Origin of the sequence: Onishia taeanensis (assembly GCF_013349955.1) — a bacterium.
Classification (GTDB): domain Bacteria; phylum Pseudomonadota; class Gammaproteobacteria; order Pseudomonadales; family Halomonadaceae; genus Onishia; species Onishia taeanensis_B.
Window position 1 is genome coordinate 212607 of record NZ_JABVXC010000001.1, and the last position, 18066, is coordinate 230672.

General features: G+C 63.9%; 21 protein-coding genes. 5 read left to right on the plus strand and 16 right to left on the minus strand.

Annotated elements, in window-relative coordinates:
* Positions 1-16 precede the first annotated feature (16 nt).
* Positions 17-2464, minus strand: a complete 2448-nt coding sequence (locus HUS66_RS00945; RefSeq protein ID WP_175069121.1) for an LPS-assembly protein LptD — start codon at positions 2462-2464, stop codon at positions 17-19.
* Positions 2465-2588: 124 nt separating this feature from the next.
* On the opposite strand from HUS66_RS00945, the gene HUS66_RS00950 reads away from it, so the two are divergent.
* The 4 genes from HUS66_RS00950 to speD all read left to right on the plus strand — a co-directional run bounded on the left by HUS66_RS00950 (position 2589) and on the right by speD (position 5904).
* Positions 2589-3713: an aminoglycoside phosphotransferase family protein gene (locus tag HUS66_RS00950; protein WP_340162721.1), complete on the plus strand. Its 1125-nt coding sequence runs from the start codon at positions 2589-2591 to the stop codon at positions 3711-3713.
* On the plus strand, positions 3710-4381 hold the full coding sequence (murU, locus tag HUS66_RS00955; protein ID WP_175069123.1) for an N-acetylmuramate alpha-1-phosphate uridylyltransferase MurU: 672 nt from the start codon (positions 3710-3712) through the stop codon (positions 4379-4381). Before HUS66_RS00950 ends, murU begins: the two co-directional genes overlap by 4 nt.
* A gap of 130 nt (positions 4382-4511) precedes the next feature.
* Positions 4512-4931, plus strand: a complete 420-nt coding sequence (locus HUS66_RS00960) for an OsmC family protein (protein ID WP_175069124.1) — start codon at positions 4512-4514, stop codon at positions 4929-4931.
* Positions 4932-5109: 178 nt separating this feature from the next.
* On the plus strand, positions 5110-5904 hold the full coding sequence (speD, locus tag HUS66_RS00965; RefSeq protein ID WP_175069125.1) for an adenosylmethionine decarboxylase: 795 nt from the start codon (positions 5110-5112) through the stop codon (positions 5902-5904).
* 123 nt (positions 5905-6027) lie between these two features.
* On the opposite strand, the gene coq7 is transcribed toward speD, so the two are convergent.
* The 6 genes from coq7 to phaR form a co-directional block, all read right to left on the minus strand.
* A complete protein-coding gene (gene coq7, locus HUS66_RS00970) occupies positions 6028-6669 on the minus strand; it encodes a 2-polyprenyl-3-methyl-6-methoxy-1,4-benzoquinone monooxygenase (protein ID WP_175069126.1) in 642 nt (213 codons plus the stop codon).
* Positions 6670-6862: 193 nt separating this feature from the next.
* Positions 6863-7204: a histidine triad nucleotide-binding protein gene (locus HUS66_RS00975; protein WP_175069127.1), complete on the minus strand. Its 342-nt coding sequence runs from the start codon at positions 7202-7204 to the stop codon at positions 6863-6865.
* A gap of 65 nt (positions 7205-7269) precedes the next feature.
* Positions 7270-8142: a phosphoribulokinase gene (locus HUS66_RS00980; protein WP_175069128.1), complete on the minus strand. Its 873-nt coding sequence runs from the start codon at positions 8140-8142 to the stop codon at positions 7270-7272.
* Positions 8142-8600, minus strand: a complete 459-nt coding sequence (locus HUS66_RS00985; RefSeq protein WP_175069129.1) for an acyl-CoA thioesterase — start codon at positions 8598-8600, stop codon at positions 8142-8144. The genes HUS66_RS00980 and HUS66_RS00985 overlap by 1 nt, the downstream gene beginning before the upstream one ends.
* A gap of 134 nt (positions 8601-8734) precedes the next feature.
* Positions 8735-10021: a phosphoribosylamine--glycine ligase gene (purD, locus tag HUS66_RS00990; protein ID WP_175069130.1), complete on the minus strand. Its 1287-nt coding sequence runs from the start codon at positions 10019-10021 to the stop codon at positions 8735-8737.
* A gap of 87 nt (positions 10022-10108) precedes the next feature.
* The gene (phaR, locus tag HUS66_RS00995; protein ID WP_175069131.1) at positions 10109-10588 is read right to left on the minus strand and encodes a polyhydroxyalkanoate synthesis repressor PhaR; all 480 of its coding nucleotides are present in this window, start codon (positions 10586-10588) and stop codon (positions 10109-10111) included.
* A gap of 103 nt (positions 10589-10691) precedes the next feature.
* On the opposite strand from phaR, the gene HUS66_RS01000 reads away from it, so the two are divergent.
* A complete protein-coding gene (locus HUS66_RS01000; protein ID WP_175069132.1) occupies positions 10692-11405 on the plus strand; it encodes a 16S rRNA (uracil(1498)-N(3))-methyltransferase in 714 nt (237 codons plus the stop codon).
* A 6-nt stretch (positions 11406-11411) separates the two neighbouring features.
* On the opposite strand, the gene HUS66_RS01005 is transcribed toward HUS66_RS01000, so the two are convergent.
* The 9 genes from HUS66_RS01005 to HUS66_RS01045 form a co-directional block, all read right to left on the minus strand.
* Positions 11412-12704: a lytic murein transglycosylase gene (locus tag HUS66_RS01005; protein ID WP_175069133.1), complete on the minus strand. Its 1293-nt coding sequence runs from the start codon at positions 12702-12704 to the stop codon at positions 11412-11414.
* Between the two features lie 105 nt (positions 12705-12809).
* Positions 12810-13268 carry a DUF3429 domain-containing protein gene (locus tag HUS66_RS01010; RefSeq protein ID WP_175069134.1) on the minus strand — a complete coding sequence of 153 codons (459 nt, stop codon included), beginning with the start codon at positions 13266-13268 and terminating at the stop codon, positions 12810-12812.
* The gene (locus HUS66_RS01015; protein WP_175069135.1) at positions 13268-14737 is read right to left on the minus strand and encodes a DASH family cryptochrome; all 1470 of its coding nucleotides are present in this window, start codon (positions 14735-14737) and stop codon (positions 13268-13270) included. The genes HUS66_RS01010 and HUS66_RS01015 overlap by 1 nt, the downstream gene beginning before the upstream one ends.
* A complete protein-coding gene (locus HUS66_RS01020; protein ID WP_175069136.1) occupies positions 14734-14886 on the minus strand; it encodes a DUF2256 domain-containing protein in 153 nt (50 codons plus the stop codon). The genes HUS66_RS01015 and HUS66_RS01020 overlap by 4 nt, the downstream gene beginning before the upstream one ends.
* Before the next feature lie 159 nt (positions 14887-15045).
* The gene (mnhG, locus tag HUS66_RS01025) at positions 15046-15453 is read right to left on the minus strand and encodes a monovalent cation/H(+) antiporter subunit G (RefSeq protein ID WP_175069137.1); all 408 of its coding nucleotides are present in this window, start codon (positions 15451-15453) and stop codon (positions 15046-15048) included.
* Complete coding sequence (locus HUS66_RS01030; protein ID WP_136253585.1) at positions 15446-15715, minus strand: monovalent cation/H+ antiporter complex subunit F; 270 nt, start codon at positions 15713-15715, stop codon at positions 15446-15448. The genes mnhG and HUS66_RS01030 overlap by 8 nt, the downstream gene beginning before the upstream one ends.
* A gap of 18 nt (positions 15716-15733) precedes the next feature.
* Positions 15734-16207 (minus strand): Na+/H+ antiporter subunit E, encoded by a 474-nt coding sequence (locus HUS66_RS01035; protein WP_175069138.1) that lies wholly within the window; start codon positions 16205-16207, stop codon positions 15734-15736.
* Complete coding sequence (locus tag HUS66_RS01040; RefSeq protein WP_175069139.1) at positions 16204-17721, minus strand: Na+/H+ antiporter subunit D; 1518 nt, start codon at positions 17719-17721, stop codon at positions 16204-16206. The genes HUS66_RS01035 and HUS66_RS01040 overlap by 4 nt, the downstream gene beginning before the upstream one ends.
* Positions 17718-18065, minus strand: coding sequence for a Na+/H+ antiporter subunit C (locus HUS66_RS01045; protein ID WP_168016279.1), 348 nt, complete (start codon positions 18063-18065; stop codon positions 17718-17720). The genes HUS66_RS01040 and HUS66_RS01045 overlap by 4 nt, the downstream gene beginning before the upstream one ends.
* Position 18066: the final 1 nt, after the last annotated feature.

Genomic DNA, 18066 nt, shown 5'->3' on the forward strand with positions numbered 1-18066 from the left:
CTTCGCGCCGAGGCGCTCAAAAGGCGGTGGAGCGATAGCCTGGAATGGCCTGCTCGAAGTAACTGTCGGCTTCCTGGCCCACTCCGCCGAGGCCCTTGAAGATGAAGCGCAGGAAGATGCCGCGATCGGTGTAGTCGTCGGCGATGGTGTTGGCGGTGTCGTTGTCCTCGACCCAGTCGCGCCATACCAGCTGCAGACCATAGCAGCAGTCGTTCCATTGCACACCCGCCAGGCGCTCCAGTGAGCGGCCATTGGTGTTGTCATACAGATAGCGGCCGATCAGGTCGACTTGATTGCTGGCTCGCAGCGCAAAGGACACATCGAACTCTTCGCGGTTGTAACCGAGCCTATCCTCGGGGTCGTCGGCAGAGGGGTCAAAGCCCTGCAGCTCCCAGCGATACCCGAGGTTCAGCACATGGCCGCGGGGATCCCGGTAGGCCAGGTCGATCCCGTTGCGTTCGGTCACTTCCCGCTCGGTGTCATAGAGCCAGGCGTAGCGAGTGCTCCAGTGATCGCTGATCTGCCAGTCGATCTTCGTCACCAGCGGGGTGCGATCGCGGGTCGCGCGATACCAGGCCGCGTAGTTGGTGTCGCGATTCGGCAGCGTATCCGGATCGCCGTTCATGTCGATGTAGCGATCTTCGAAGTAAAAGCCCTGGCCGACACCGATATCGAGGCGTTGGCGGCCGCTGTCATCCTCGAGGAACCGGGAGCTGAGACCGGCCGACAGGCGGTTGAGATCGCCCACCCGGTCCACCCCGGAGAAGCGATAGGGCGACCACAGCTGCCCCCAGGAGAAGGCCTGCTCGTTGGTATCGAAGTCCGGGAAGTCCTGCTGATCCTCCGCTGGTACATAGGCGTAGTTGAGGCGCGGCTCCAGGGTCTGTCGGTAGTCATCACCGAAGGCCGAGAGATCACGCTCGAAGACCAGGCCGCCATCCAGCGAACTGACCGGCACGGTACGCGATAGGGTAGTGTCGCGATCGGTGTTCAGGTTGCCGTAGTCGAGCTCGTAGGCGGTATGCAGCAGCTCCACCTTGGGCTCCAGGAAGCCCCAGCTGGGATCGGCTCGCCACCCCAGCGCCGGCGCCAGATGCACACGGCTACCGGTCGCGGCCTCGCGCAACGGCACTTGCTGCTCGATGACATCACGCCAGAAGTAGGTCGCGTTGGAGCGCCACTGCTGATAGAAGCCGCTGTCCTGATCCCAGCGAGCATTGGCGGTCAGGCTCGGCAACCGGTAGAACGGCTTGTCACGCTCGGCCAGCGGGTAGTCGAGCCGCTGATACCCCTGGGCACGGGCCTCGAGCTGCCAGGTCTCGCCGCTGTAGTCGAACAGTGCCAGTCGCGGCAAATAGGCGGTATCGGATTCGCCAAAATCGCGACCGAAATCATCGAAGTAACGCCCGTCGCTGGCGGCACCATAGGCGAGCCGGTAATCCATGCGCTGGTTCAACCGGCCTTGATGGCGATAGTCCACATACCAGCGATCCTCGCCCTCGAAGGCATCGGGCGGATCATTGGGGTTGGATGAACTCTTACCCTGATCATTGGCCAGATAGGCGCCCTCGATCGTGCCGGCATAGCCCTGTTGCGAAGGGCCCTGCTGCAAATAGCGGAACTCGCCGCCCAGCAGCAAGCCACGATCACTGATAAAGCGCGGCGTCAGGGTCGCGTCGTAATTCGGCGCCAGGTTGAAGTAATAGGGCTGGGCATAGTCGAGGCCATCGCCGGAGGCACTGAGCACCGGCCACAGGAAGCCACTCTGGCGTCGGTCATCGATCGGGAAGCGTACCCAGGGCCAGTAGAAGACCGGTACATCTTGGACCTCGAGGCGAGCATGGGTGGCGGTCCCGAACCCTGCCTCGCGATCCAGCAGGATATCGCTGCCCACCAGCCGCCACGCCTGACTGCCCGGCTCACAGGTCGTGAAACTGGCATCGGTCAGCTGATAGCGGCCATCCTCGAGACGGGCCAACCGCTGGGCGTCGCCACGCAGGCGCGCCTCGTGGGCCACATAGTGAGCGACATCCACCGAGGCCGCATCGCTTTGCAGTGCCACCTCGGCGGAATCGCCGCGCACCAGCAGCCCCTGATCACGCAGGGCCAGCGGCCCCGTTACCTGGGCTCGCTCCCGCGCGGGTCCAACCCGCACCTCGGGCGCCTCGACCTGGCTGTTATCGCGGCGCAGCAGCACCTCGCCGGCCAGACTCACCGAGCCGTCTTCGCCATAGCGGGCTCGGTCCGAGGAAGAACGGACGTCACCGGGAGTATCGGCGGCGGGCAGCCGGTAGGCCGGCATCACGTAGCGGCCGCGGCACAGCGCATCTGACGGCGCATCATCGCCCCAGGGTTGCCAGTCGAGCTGTTCCGCTGGCAGGGGCGCCGGCGGCGCTGCCAGGGCATTACCGCCGGCAACGGCGGTAATGCCGGCCAGGGCAGTCCAGTAGAGTCGCTTGCCCATCTTCCTCGCTGTCCTTGACGGGTGAAATCGGTATTATACAGGCCGAGTCCCGGCTGTCTGCCACCGCTCGGCCGGCGCCGCTTGTCTATCGATGATCCGGCCATTGACGAGCACGGATTTCAGCATGCGTTGCGCCCCGATGAGCGTCAACAACAACGCCGCGACACGCATCACCACAGGAGAGCCCATGACCTCGGCAGACCCCGCGCGCCTTGGCCGCCTCACCGACTGGGCGGCCGAACAATACGGCCTTGCCCCCGACGCGCTCAAGCTGACCCTGGCCGCCGGCGACGCCAGCTTTCGCCGCTATTATCGTCTGACGCTGCCCGATGGCGCCACCCGCATCCTGATGGACGCCCCACCGGCACAGGAAGACAGCCGGCCTTTTCTGGCCATCGCCAGCGACTGGCTGGCCGCTGGGCTGCCGGTACCGCGAGTGCATCACGCGGATCTGGACCTGGGCTTTCTGATGCTCGATGACCTAGGCGACACCCCGCTACAGAATAGCTTCACCTCGCACGAGGCCACTATCGACGGCTTCGACAAGGCCATCGCCCTGATCCACGAGCTCCAGGCCAAGGCCCCTCGTGATGCCCTGCCACTCTATGATGCGGCGCTGCTCACCCGCGAGCTCGACCTGTTTCCCGAGTGGTGCCTGGAGGGCCTTCTAGGCATCGCCCCGCCGCCCGGCTGGGCGGAGCTGGTCACCCAACTCGTCGACAGCGCCCTCGAGCAGCCTCGCTTCGTCGTGCATCGCGACTTCGATGCCATGAACCTGATGCGCGAAGATAACGCCCTGGTGATGATCGACTTTCAGGACGCCGTGGCAGGCCCCCTGAGCTATGATCTGATCTCTCTGACACGCGGGCGCTATCGGCGCTTCGACGCTGCGACCCTTCGCCACTGGCAGGCGGCCTTTCGCGAGCGTGCCATCGCCGACGGCCGCCTGGATCCAGCCATCGACGCCGAACGTTTCCACTTCTGGTGCGATGCCATGGCGGCCCAGCGCAGCCTCAAGGTACTCGGCATCTTCTGTCGCCTGACCCTGCGCGACGGCAAGAACGGCTATCTCGCGCGGCTGCCCCACTTTTTGTCGCACCTGGATGACAGTCTGGCTCCCTGGCCCGCCTTCGCCGACCTGCGCCACTGGCTGCATGCGACCTTCACCCCGGCACTCGAGGAAACCTTGGCGGCGCAAGGTATCGAGACGCCGGCAAGCGAGGTGATGACGCGGGAGACGACGGCATGAAGGCGATGATCCTGGCGGCCGGGCTCGGCAAGCGCATGCGCCCGCTGACCGACCACTGCCCCAAACCGCTGCTGCCGGTGGCCGGCAAACCGCTGATCGTTCACCACCTGGAGCGCCTTGCCGCCGCCGGCATCAGCGAGGTGGTGATCAACGTAAGCTACCGGGCCGAGCAGATCATCGCGGCGCTGGGTGATGGAGCGGCTCACGGTGTCAGCATCGCCTGGAGCCGTGAAGATAGCCCGCTGGAGACCGGTGGCGGCATACAGAAGGCGCTGCCGCTGCTTGGCGAAGCGCCCTTTCTGCTGGTCAACGGCGACGTTTGGTGCACGCCGGATCTCACCAGGCTGCCTAACCTGGACGGGGACCTCGCCCATCTGTGGCTGGTCGACAATCCCCACCAGCACCCGGACGGCGACTTCCACCTGGACGAGGCGGGTCGGGTAGATGCCAGCGGCACGCCGCGCCTGACCTTCGCCGGCCTCAGTCTGATCGACCCGGCGCTGCTGGCCAACCAGGCACCCGGCGCCTTCGCCCTGGCGCCGCTGTTGCGGGACGCCATGGCCGAGGGACGGGTGTCGGGCCATCACCATCGCGGCCCCTGGGTCGATGTAGGCACGCCTGAGCGCCTAGCCGAACTGGATACCCGGCTGCGTGCCATGGCAGAGTGAATGCCTCGTTTTTCTTGTGTAGCGCAAGACGCAGCGCCGAACGCCTCGTTAGCGCCAATGACCGCGCACCACCCCATGGGTGACGTGTTCATCCCCTCTTTATATCGATGCCAGACGGAGAAGATGCCTCATGAAAGCCAGCGTCAAGTGGACCGACGGTCGTCAGTTCGTCGCCGAATCGGGCAGCGGCCATAGCGTGGTGATCGATGGTCCCCCCGACCACGGCGGCCGCGACACCGGCCCCCGCCCCATGGAGATGATGCTGATGGGGCTCGGCGCCTGCACGTCCTTCGATGTGCTGCAGATTCTCGAGAAGTCACGCGCCCCGGTCAGCGACTGCGTGGCCAGCGTCGAGGCCGAACGCGCCGACAGCGTGCCCAGCGTCTTCACCAAGATCCATGTGCATTTCACGGTGACCGGCAAAGGCCTCAAGGAAAAGCAGGTCGAGCGGGCAGTGGCGCTATCGGCGGAAAAATACTGCAGCGCCTCCATCATGCTCACCAACGGCGGCGTCGAAGTGACACACTCCGTGACTATCGTAGAAGCGTGACCCAGCAGAAAACTCCCCGGAGCGGGTGCGCCCGTGCCCCGGGGTGTGCATAATACGCGCCTTTCATGCAGCCCCGGCCTAGGCTCTGTTCGAAAACCACCTGCGCTCGCTGACTTTTCGCGCACCCCCTAGACCGACAGGCATACCACGCACTCAAGCACCTGAGGGAGGCTCGGACGTGAGCAACAATCTCCGACTCCACGGCTTCAACAACCTGACCAGTTCGTTGAGCTTCAACATCTACGACATCTGCTACGCCAAGACCGAAGAGCAGCGTCGGGCCTACATCGACTACATCGATGAGCTCTACAACGCCGAACGGCTGACGCAGATCCTCAAGGATGTCACCAACATCATCGGCGCCCATGTGCTCAACATCTCGCGTCAGGACTACGAGCCCCACGGTGCCAGCGTGACCATCCTGATCGCCGAGCACGAGCTCGAGGACCCCGCGCCGGAGCAGACCGCACCGGGCCCGGGCCCGCTACCCGAAACCGTGGTCGGTCACCTGGACAAGAGTCACGTCACGGTGCACAGCTATCCGGAATCCCATCCGGACAACGGCATCAGCACCTTCCGTCTGGACATCGACGTCTCGACCTGCGGCATGATCAGCCCGCTCAAGGCGCTGAACTACCTGATCCACAGCTTCGATTCCGACATCGTCACCATGGACTACCGGGTGCGCGGTTTCACCCGCGACGTCGACGGCAAGAAGCTGTTCATCGACCACGATATCACCTCGATCCAGGACTACCTGGCCGAGGACACCAAGAACGCCTATCAGATGGTCGACGTCAACGTCTATCAGGAAAACATGTTCCACACCAAGATGTTGCTGAAGGACTTCGAGCTCGACAACTATCTGTTCGGCACCTCACGCCGCGACCTGACCTTCGAGGAGGCCCGCAACATCGAGAGTCGCCTGCGCAAGGAGATGCTCGAGATCTTCTACTCGCGCAATATGGACTGACCCGCGCGCAGCGCGGGAGCCTTGAGCGGTAAGCCTGAAGCGGGAAGACAACGCGAACCCCACCTTGGCAAGACCGAGGTGGGGTTCGCTTTGTGGGGTTGCTTCAAGCTTTCGGCTTCGAGTTCAAAGCTTGTAGACGGATTTGGTCATCAGCTTGGACATCAACCGCATGCCGGCCTTGACCGGCGCCGGAAACTGGGCGCCGCCGGCTTCGAGCGCCCAGCGTTCGTGGTGGGCCTCGTCTTCGCGCATCTTCTCGAGCACCGCCCGTGAACGGCGGTCGCCCGGCGGCAATGCCTCGAGATGCTCGTCCAGATGCTTGCCGACCTGCTCCTCGGTGGCGGCGACGAAGCCCAGGCTGACCCGGTCGCCCACCGCGCCGGCCACCGCACCGAGGCCGAAGGACGCCCCATAGAAGAGCGGGTTGAGCAGGCTGGTGCGACCATCGAGCTCCTCGAGGCGGGCATCGCACCAGGCTAGGTGATCGATCTCTTCCTGAGCGGCCTGCTCCATCTGGCTGCGGATATCGGGCAGCTTGGCGGTCAGCCCCTGCCCCTGATAAAGCGCCTGTGCGCAGACCTCGCCGGTGTGATTGATGCGCATCAAACCCACGGCGTGGGTGCGCTCGACCTCATCGAGCTCGCCGTCCTGTACGCCGGCGGACGGGCTAGGCCGCGACGGCTGGGCGACATGTGGCACCAGGGTGCGCAGAATGGTGTCGAACTGCTGGATCAAGTGGTCATTGCGGGAAAACTGGCGATTCATGAGGCCCCCGTGGATGTTATCTCTAGTCTACCCGAGCCGCGACGCATCCAGAAACTGTGGCGACATTCTGACGCGCCAGCTTCCTCACACGGCCAGAACCCCGCGGCCTATCAAGCAGCTAGCGGTGCCAAGGGGCACTGGCGGGGATGCAGGCGGGGGATATAAGGGTGTTCAGCTCGATGCCCTGAGGCGATTACCCCGCCGGCCAAGTGAAGTCGCGACCGCCCATCAGGTGCATGTGGACATGATAAACCGTCTGCCCACCCCGCTCATTGCAATTCATCACCACCCGGTAGCCCTCATCGGCGAAGCCCGCCTGCCTGGTCAGGGTCGCCGCGGTATACTGCAACCGACCGATCAGCGCCAGGTCCTGCTCGGCAATGTCGTTGAGGGTCGGGATATGGCGTTTGGGAATCACCAACTGGTGGGTCGGTGCCTGGGGGTTGATATCATTGAAGGCCAGCACGTCATCATCCTCATAGACGATGTCGGCGGGAATCTCGCGGTTGATGATCTTGCAGAACAGGCAATCCATGGCGCCTCTCCCTAGATAACGGTCGGTATGGGTCAATCGGTGATGGTCGCAGCGACAGGCGCAGGCTAGCGGAAACGGCGCTGGGCCAACAGGTGGCGAACCAGCGGGCCCAGAATCAACTCCATGGCCAGCGGCATACGCGCCCCGGGCACCACCAGGGTATGGGGGCGGCTCATGAAGGCATCCTGAATCATCGCCAGCAGATACGGGAAGTCCACCGTGGAGGGGTCGCGAAAGCGAATCACCACGAAGGACTCGGCGTCGGTGGGGATATCCTGCACCTCGAAGGGGTTGGAGGTATCCACCGTCGGCACCCGCTGGAAGTTGATATGGGTGCGCGAAAACTGCGGCTGGATATAGCGAACGTAGTCGTGCATGCGGCCAAGGATGGTGTCGATCACCGCTTCCTGGGAGTAGCCACGCAGCTTGGTGTCGCGGTCGATCTTCTGTATCCACTCGAGGTTCATGGTCGGCGCCACGCCCACCAGCAGATCGACATGGCGAGCGATGTCGTGCTCGGCGGTGACCAGGCCGCCATGCAGCCCTTCATAGAACAGCAGGTCGGTACCGCTAGGCAGCGGCTGCCAGTCGGTGAAGGTGCCGACCTGGTGGCCGAGCTCGATCATCCGCTTGTCTTCGGCGTGGATGTAGTGACGGAAGGTGCCGGACCCCTGATCACCATATTCCTGGAACAGCGCCTCGAGATGCTCGAGCAGGTTGGCTTCCACCGCGAAGTGGGACAGCTCGTCGGTGCGCTCGGGCTCTTCGCGGAAGATCCGCGCCAGCTCGTCCTTGGTGTAGCGATGGAAGGCATCGCCATCCACAGTCGCGGCATGCACGTCTTCGCGGGCGAACATGCGCTCGAAGGTACGCCGCACCGTGGTGGTTCCCGCGCCGCTGGAACCGGTCACGGCGATGATCGGATACTCCCGGGACATCAGGCGCCACCCTCTTGATGAGAGGCCACTGCGGGCAATAGAGCGTCCTGCACGCCAGCGGGCACCGGCACCGGCTTGCCCGAGGCGGGGTCAAGCAATACCAGGTTGAGCCGGGCAGTGGCCACAGGCCGCTGGTCATGCTCACGCACCACTCGCTGATAGGCGCACAGCGACTTGCCGTCGACGGGGGGGATCGCGGTCTCGACGATCAGCATGTCGGGCCAGGCGGCCTCGCCCTGATACCGGATAGCGAGGTCCGCGACCACGCTGGGATAGCCACCGAGATCCCACTCCCTGAGCCCGCGGGAGGCCAAAGCCTCGGTTCTCGCTTCATGCAGCAGCGACACCAGGGCATCGTGGCCCAGGTGGCGGCCGTAGTTCATGTCGGTGATACGTACCGACAGGGAGTGGCGGTGCAGAATGGCATCCGTCGGAAATTCCAAGCGTACTCGTGACATATCAACTCCCCGTCGTATCCCGTCCCTGCGCCACGATTCAGGGCCTGCCCCTGATCACGCCGGTTCAAAGGTTTGGCCGCTAGCGCGTGGCACTGGGGCAATCAAGACAATCCATGAGGCAGCGCGCTCGACAATCAGCTCTCCCGGGCGATGGCGCGAAAGCCGATATCGCGACGGTAGCTCATGTCCTGCCAGTCGATGGCGGCCACCCCTTCGTAGGCCAGGGCCTGGGCGTTGGCCACCGTGTCTCCCAAGGCGGTTACACATAACACGCGACCACCGCTGGTCGCGACACGACCTTGGTCATCCTGGGTGGTACCGGCATGAAACACCCGACAGCCGGTGTCCTCAGCGGCTTCGATACCATCGATCACGTCGCCCTTGCGGTAGCTGCCGGGATAGCCGCCAGCGGCCAGGACCACGCCGACCGCCGGTCGCTTGTCCCATTCGATGGTCTCACGGTCGAGTGTGCCCTGGCTGCCGGCCAGGCACAGGGCGGCGAGATCGGACTCGAGACGCATCATGATCGGCTGGGTTTCCGGGTCGCCAAAACGGCAGTTGTATTCGATTACCTTGGGCGCGCCGCTCTTGTCGATCATCAGGCCCGCGTAGAGGAAACCGGTATAGGGATGCCCCTCGGCCGCCATGCCCTTGACCGTTGGCAGGATCACCTCGTCCATGATGCGCTGATAGACGACATCAGTAACCACCGGCGCTGGCGAATAGGCGCCCATACCGCCGGTATTGGGACCGGTATCGCCGTCTCCCGCGCGCTTATGGTCCTGACTGGTGGCCATGGGCAGCACGTGCTCGCCGTCGACCATAACGATGAAGCTGGCTTCCTCGCCGTCGAGGAATTCCTCGATCACCACCCGTGCGCCGGCATCACCGAAGGCGTTGGCCTCGAGCATGTCGCGGATCGCCGCCTCGGCCTCCGCTGCGGTCATGGCCACGATCACCCCCTTGCCGGCGGCCAGGCCGTCGGCCTTGATGACGATCGGTGCGCCCTTCTCGGCCAGGTAGGCAAGCGCTGGCTCCACGTCGGTAAAGGTCTGGTAGTCCGCGCTGGGAATCGCGTGGCGGGCCAGAAAGTCCTTGGTGAAGGATTTCGAGCCTTCGAGCTGGGCGGCAGCCTGGGTCGGCCCGAAGATCGCAAGCCCTGCGGCCTGGAAGCGATCGACAACGCCCTCGACCAGCGGCGCCTCGGGGCCGACGATGGTCAGGTCAATCGCATGGTCACGGGCGAAGGCTTCGAGGGCCGCCAGGTCGGTAGCCGCGATGTCGACGTTGGAGACCTTCGGCTCGACCAGCGTGCCGGCGTTGCCGGGCGCCACGTAGATCGTCTCGACCTGAGGAGACTGAGCGACCTTCCAGGCCAGGGCATGTTCGCGGCCGCCGCCGCCGATGATCAAAACCTTCATCTGCAACCTTGCTCGACTATTGGGTAAGGGGGAATGCGCAATTGGGCGCGCATTATGCCAGAAAGCCGACGGCCGTGTCGGGAGGGCTCAGTCCTTGTCGCGACTTTTGTCGCCGCCCATGTCGTCTTTTTGGCTGTCACCGGGGCCCTGTTGAAAGGTCTTCTGCCAGAAGCGCATGTTCTCTTCGGCCATCTCGCGCATCATTTCCATTGGCGTGTGCCGCATGGCTTCCTTCCACTGGTCCTGCATGCGCTGCTGCTGCTCCATCATCAGCTGGGTGCCCTGCTCGAGGTAGCGGGCTAGCGGCAACGGCTGGGCCATATCATAGACACGAATGAACTGGGCCAGCAGATCGTTGGAGAAGACCTCTGAGTCACCGCCGGACTGCTCCTGTTCGATGATGATCGACAGCAGGATGGTGCGCGTCAGGTCTTCTCCGGACTTGGCATCCTCGACGCGAAACGGCACTTCCTCGAGAATCAGGCTGCGCAGGTCTTCGAGCGTCACATAGCGGCTCTGTTCGGTATCATAGAGCCTGCGGTTGGCATACTTGCGAATCACGCGCACGGACGGTGCTCCTATTATCGGCTTTGCTGGTATTGTGCACCGCGTCTGGCGTTCTAGCCACCGTCGCCGTCCCCTGTCATCCGTTGCGCGCCGCCGAGGCCTCATGAACCTGATCCTGCTCGACCCTGCCGACCTCACCGACGACCACCACGCCTGGGTGCGTGATCCAAGGCGACTGCGCCATCTGCGAGAGGTGCACCGGGCTCGCCCCGGCGATGAACTGACGCTTGGCGTGAGAGGCGGGGCCATCGGTCGCGGCCAGCTGGTAAGCCTCGACGACGATGGCGCCCGCTTCGCCCTCGATGCCCTCGACCAGGCCCCGCCACCAGCCTTGGATATCGAACTCGTGCTGGCCCTGCCGCGACCGCGCATGCTGGCGCGCTCCCTGGAGCACGTCACGGCCCTGGGGGTGAAGCGCATCACCCTGCTGCACACCCGGCGCGTCGAGAAAAGCTACTGGCAATCCCCCGAGCTATCCGCCGAGAAGATTCACCAGCACCTGGTGCTGGGCCTGGAGCAGGCCCGCGACACCGTGATGCCGGACGTGGAACTGGAAACCCACTTCAAGCCCTTCGTCGAGGACCGCCTAGCGGGAAGGCTCAGGGAGCGCAGCGGGCTGCTGGCCCACCCGGGCATGCAAGCCGCCTGCCCTCGCGGCCTTGACGCCCCGGCGACCCTGGTGGTGGGCCCCGAGGGCGGGTTCATTCCCTATGAGGTAGAGGCGCTATTGGCGGCCGGCTGCCAGGGGATTCACCTGGGCAGCCGAATCCTGCGGGTCGAAACAGCCGTCATCGCTCTGCTGGCGCGACTCGGCTAGCCGACCTCACTGCTGCAAACGCTCGAGCAAGGATACCGTGGCGAAACCGTCGGGCGTCAGCCCCTGAGCCGCCTGATAGGCCCGCAGCCCGGCGCGGGTGTTGGGGCCCATGATACCGTCCGGGGTCCCCGTGGCGAAGCCCCGAGCGTTGAGCGCGCGCTGCAACTCTCGGACCTGCGACCTGGAGAGCGGCGTTTCCTGGCGCGGCCAGTCGGCGCTAATGCCAGGCTCTCCCGCCACCCGGCGCGCCAAGGTGCCAACGGCCAGCGCATAGCTGGTGGCATTGTTGTAGCGAAGGATGGCGCGATAGTTGCCGCCGACCAGAAAGGCGGGACCACGCGCACCGGCGGGGGCGAGCACCGATGCCTTGGCAAGTGCCGGCAGCACCTCGCCATCCGCCGCACGAACGCCCTGTGCCGCCCAGGCCTCGCTCGAGCGCCGAGTGGCCAGTTCTGTCTGGGAATAATCGAAATCCGCAGGCAGCGTCACCTCGACGCCCCAGGGCTCGCCGGCCTGCCAACCGGCTCGCGCCAGGTAGTTGGCAGTGGACGCCATCACGTCGGGGATGCTGCCCCAGATATCGCGACGGCCATCACCATCGCCGTCTTCGGCATAAGCAAGGAAGCTCGACGGCAGGAACTGGGTGTGCCCCATGGCGCCGGCCCAACTGCCGATCATGCGGTCCGGGGCAATATCGCCATCCTGGATGATCTTGAGCGCAGCGATCAGCTCGTCATGGGCGAAGTCGCGACGACGGCCATCGAAGGCCAGGGTCGCCAGGGAGTCCAGCGTCGAAAAACTGCCGAAGTTGCTGCCGTAGTTGCTTTCCACCCCCCAGATCGCCACCAGCACCTCCGCCGGCACACCATAGCGATTGGCCATGCGCTCCGCCGTGACACGGTGCTCGGCCAGGCGCTGGCGGCCATTGGTCACACGGCTCGATGATACGGCCGTATCCAGATACTGCCAGATGGGGCGCACGAACTCGGGCTGGGAACGATCGTACTCGAGAACCTTGGGTTGGTAGCGCACATCGGCCAGGGCCCGTTCGAGTGTCGACTCGGCAATGCCCTTGGCCCGTGCCTCGCGGCGGAAACCAGCGAGCCAGGCCTCGAAAGATGCCGGCGACTCGGCCTGCGCGTTGACGTCCTGTCCGGTATCGGCGGCTGGCGCCGTTGCCCGATCACTCGCCTGGGACGAGGGTTGTGCCGGATCTTGAGGCTGGGCCTTGCTGACCTGGCTGCTCTGGCAGCCGACCAGGGTGCTCAACAACAGCGAGCATATGAGGATCCTGCGCATGGCGGGGTGATACTCCATCATCACGGATAAAGGCAAGCATCATCGCGCAGATCGACCCACGCCACCAGCCTTGCCGTCCAACCAGCCTTGGTAGCACTAGAACAGCTACCAAAGCCGCACGATCACCGCCAGGTGGCAGGCCACCACCACCACGGTCAGGATGTTGCGCAGCCCACGATACCAGTCGGGCAGCCCGGCCATTCCCGTTGCACTAGCCTCATAGCCGCGCACCGCGATGAAACCTAACATCAGCAACAAAGCCCCCGGCGCCCCGCCCCATAGCAATGCCGGCCAGGCCATCAGGCTGGGCGCCATGCTCAGCAGAACCCGCCCGCGAAATGCCGGGCTCTTTGGCGCATCACGGCCCATGGCGAACCCCCAGTGGATGCCGCCAAGAAAGGACAGTATCACCGCGCTGTAATAAATGAAGGCATCCAGCGCGAAGGCCTGCCAGGCCGGTGGCGTCCACCAGACGCCCAGGGCCGCGGCCAAAAAGGGAAGCAGGCCGGCCAGCCCCAGCAGAAAGGGCAAACGACGATCATCAGCAAGGGACAGTAAGGGCATCACACCTCCTTGGTGGGATCGACATGAGGGGAGTCGACAGCGGAGGAATCAACGAGCGGCGAGTCGTCAGTCGCGGATGGCAGCGACATCAAGATGTCGTCCCAGGCGTCGGGGCTGACGCAAGGTATGGGGAAGGCGTCGGGGGCCGCACGCCAGGGCTGATGGCGAGCATCGCCTTCGGCCAAATACTCAAGCTCGGGTAGCCAGTGGCTGACATAGTCGCCGGCCGGATCGTAGTGCTGCGCCTGCCAGAGCACATTGAAATAACGCCCGCGTCTCGCCTCTCGACCGACGCCAGCCACATACCCCCAATTGCCCCAGTTGCTGGCGACGTCGAAATCGATCAGGCAGTGCTCGAACCAAGCCGCCCCCAGACGCCAGTCGACGCCCAGGTCATGTACCAGGAAACTGGCCACATTCTGGCGCACCCGATTGGACTGCCAGCCGGTGGCCGCGAGTTCGCGCATGCCGGCATCGATGAAGGGCACGCCGGTCTCGCCGCGACACCAGTCGTGGAAGGCGGGCGGCGGTTCGGGCAACGCCCGGAGGCCAAAGAGAGCCCCCTTTTCCTTTCGAGCGACCCAGTGAAAGTACTCGCGCCACATGAGTTCGAAGATCACCCAGTAGCTCGACTCACAGGCGCCATGGTCCAGCTCCCAGGATCGCACTTGGTCGTGGACCTGGCGTGCCGACAGACAGCCGGTCGCCAGCCAGGGCGACAGCCGAGTCGAGAACTCGGCGCCCAGCAGACCATTCCGTGTCTTTTTATAGCGAGCGATGGCGCCGCTGTGCCAGAGATAGTGATCGAGTCGCATCTGAGCGGCTTCTTCACCGCCCTGAAAACGGAAGTCACCGCCCGCACCGGGGCGCCAAGCGGCAGCCTCATCGCAGACGTGCTTGAGAGGCGGCAGACCTCTAGGCGCTTTCTCCGGCCATAGCGGTAGCGTAATCGGCGCGGGCTGCGCTGGCGGTACGCTGCCTTGGGCTTCCATGCGCCGTCGAAAGGCCGAGAAACTGCCCGGCAACTCCTCCAAGGCAAAGGGCAGCGCCTGCTCGTCGAACAGGGTGCCGCCCTGGTAGCGGCGCAGTTTGCAGCTTGCGGGCAGTTCTTCGATGAGCCTTGCCAAATCGTCCGCTTCATCGTGCCCTGCGGTATCGCGCACGTGAACACACAAGACGCCCACTGACGCCACAAGTTCGGCGATCACCTCTGGCGGGTCACCGACACGCACCAGTAGATCCCCTCCCCTTTTCAGCAGCTCGCCACGTAGAGCGATCAAGCTCTGCCACAGAAAGCACAGCCGAGCCGCACCGATGCGCCGCGACGACACACCCGACGCAAGGGGCGAAAGCCAACGTTCGTCGAGCACGTAGACGCACATCAGGGAAGCGGGCGGCGAGGAAAAGTGGAACAGCGGGTTATCGGCCAGGCGCAGGTCGTCACGCAACCACACCAATTCAGGATTCATGCCGACCGCCTGGCGCGACGCGCCTCTCGGCGGCAGCGCTCGCTGCAATGTTGCACCTCATCCCAGCAGCGGGCCCACTTGCGCCGCCAGCGAAAGGGACGTTCACACTGGCGACAGGTCTTGACGGGAAGCGCAGCTTTGCGTCGCATGCCATTACCTTGTCCTTGCCCGGCGACAGGCCCTAAGAGTTAGACAAAAAAATTAACAAGTAAAGATATTGTACATGATAATCGCCCGGCAGAAAGGCATTACCAAGAAGGCCGCCCGAGGGCGGCCTTCATCAGGGCAGGATGCAATAAGAAACCGTCTCAGCCGGCTTTATCGGACTCGCCGGAGGCAGGAGCAGCATTGGCCTCAGTCTCCCGATGGCTGCTGAGCCGATGCGTGACCGAGTCATAATTGGGCCTGAGCTCATCCTTGACCGTACCGCTCCATAGACGCGTGCCGACGAAGTAGCCTGCCCGCCCGATCACATGGGCGGCCACCGGCGCGGTCAGCAGGATGAAGAGAATGACGCCGAAGGCTCTGGCCACCACAGCCTCGACGGCAAAATGCAGTGCCACCGCCAGCATGATCAGCGAGACGCCAAGGGTTGCGGCCTTGGTGGTGGCGTGCATGCGGGTCAGCAGGTCGGGCAGTCGCAATACCCCGAGGGCGGCTACCAGCATGAAAGCGGACCCGGCCAGGATCAGAATGCTCTTGAGCAGCTCAATCATCTCGCGGCCCTCCTCGCTCCAGGAAACGGGCGAAGCCGATGGTAGCCATGAAGGCCATCAGTGCCATGACGATGGCAACATCGAGCAGGCTCGGGACGTCAGTGGCGATAGCGATCAGACCGATCATGCCGACCAGGATCGCCGAGAAGAGTTCCAGCGCCACCACCCGGTCAGGCAGACTGGGGCCGCGATAGAGACGGGCGAAGGCCAAGCAAAGCGCCAGCGCCATCATGGCAAGACTCACAAGGATGATGCTCGACAAGGGACTCTCCTCCCGTCGCTAGTGAAACAGGGCTAGGGTGCGGCGCTCCAGCTCGGCCAGACTGCGCCGAAGTGCCGGCTCATCGTCCAGGAACATGGCATGGATATAGAGCACTTGCCGATCGTCGGACACGTCCAGGCTCAGAGTCCCCGGTGTCAGCGAAATCAGGTTGGCGACGAAGGCAATCTCGAACTCGGTCTTGGCTTTCAGGGGCATGGCGATCACTCCCGGCGTCATGTACCAGGGCGGCGTCACGATGTCGTAGGCAACCTTGAGGTTGGCGACCACCAGTTCCTTGAGGAAAAACCCGATAAAACGGATCAGGCGTGGCAGCCGCTGAGCATAGCCGGCCAGCGCCGGCACCTGGGGCTGGATAAGCGCCAGCGCCAGATAGCCAAAGACCAGACCGGCCAGCAGACTGCCCCCGCTGAAGTCGCCGGTCAGCACCACCCAGGCTAGGCCGAGCAGCAGGTTCCAGGCGGCTCCCGTCATGGCATTTCCTCCCCGTTCGTGCCGAGCACGGCCTGAATATAGCGCTCGGGCGCCAGCAGCTGCCCGGCAGAGGCCTCAGCCAGATTATAGAGAGGCTCGGCGTTGAGGCCGATGAACAGCGTACAGAGCGCCAGTCCCACCACCGGCGTGGCCATCAACCACATCTCCCGCTGGCTGACCGCCTTGGGGGCGCCATCGCCCTCTTCGTCGGGTGGGGCCTTCCAGAACACCTCGGCCCAGATCTTGATCATCGAATACAGCGTGAGAAGTCCCACGAGCAGTGCGATGAAGGTGACACCATAGGCCTCGGCTTCGATGCCGGCCCGGATAACGATGAACTTGGCAAAGAAACCGGACAGGGGCGGCATACCGGCAAGCGACAGTGCCGGAATCAGAAACAGCACGGCCAACCAGGGATGGCTGCGATAGAAGCCGCCGAGTGCCGCGAGCTGATAGCTTCCGCTCACTCGGTGAACAATGCCACTGATCAGGAAGAGCGTTGTTTTCACGATGATGTGATGGACGATGTAGAACACCCCCCCGATGATGGCCAGAGGCGTGAATAGGGCCAGACCCAGGAGCATGTAGCCGATCTGGCTGACGATATGGAACGACAGGATGCGCCGAAATTCGAACTGCGCCGCCGCCCCCAGCACGCCTGACAGCATGGTCAGGCCGGCGCCCCACAGCAGAATCTCGTGGGTATAGCCCGGGCTGTGATGAAAGATCAGGGTGAAGACCCGAAATAGCGCATAGACCCCTACCTTGGTCAGCAGGGCGGCAAACAGCGCCGAGACGGCCACCGGCGGGGTATGGTAGGAAGCCGGCAGCCAGAAAAACAGGGGAAAGGCAGCGGCCTTGATGCCAAAAGCCACCATGAACATCATCGCCAGAACATCGGCCATGCCGTCGTCCTCGAGGGTCGCGAGCCGGCGGGCGATGTCGGCCATGTTGAGCGTCCCCACCATACCGTAGAGCAGGCCCACTGCGACCAGGAAGATCACAGAAGACACCAGGTTAAGCGTGACGTACTTGATCGCCCCTTCCATCTGCGCCTTCTCGCTACCGAGAATCAGCAACGCAAAGGACGCGACCAGCATCACTTCAAACCAGACATAGAGGTTGAAGATATCACCGGTGAGAAAGGCACCGGCCACACCGGCCAGCAGCAAATGCAATAGAGGAAAGTAGCCATAGGCCTCGTGACCGCGGCCGATCGTTGCCAGCGAAAAGAGCGCCACCGCGAAACCGATGATGCCGGTAAGCACGACCATGATCGCGCCCAGCAGGTCGGCCACCAGGCTGATACCGAAGGGAGCCGCCCAGCCGCCCATGTGCATAACCTGGATGTCGTCGCCTCGCACTGTGGCCAGCAACCACAGGCTGGTGACCAGCAGGCCAGCCGTTCCAGCCACTGCGATGAATCGCTGCATGCTGCGGGAGCGCCAGAACACCAGTGACACGGCGCCCGCGAACAGCGGAATGAGAATGGGCAGTGCGACCTGGGGCATCATGTGTCCGTATCCTTCATCTGATCCAGATCATCGGCGCCCACGATTTCCCAGGCACGACGCACCAGCACCACAGCGAAGGACAGCACTCCGAAGGCGATGACAATCGCCGTGAGCACCAGCGCCTGAGGCAAGGGGTCGGCCACCGCCGCTTCGGGGGCGGTCATTCCTTTCGGTACCAGGGGCGGAGCGCCCCGCACCATTCCCGCCGTAGCGAAGATCAAGAGGTTGGCCGCATTCGAGAGCAGGATCAGCCCGATCACCAGTTTGACGATCGAGCGTCGCAGCATCATGTAGATGGCAGCGGCAAACAGGATGCCGATGGTAATGGCCATCAAGGGTTCCATG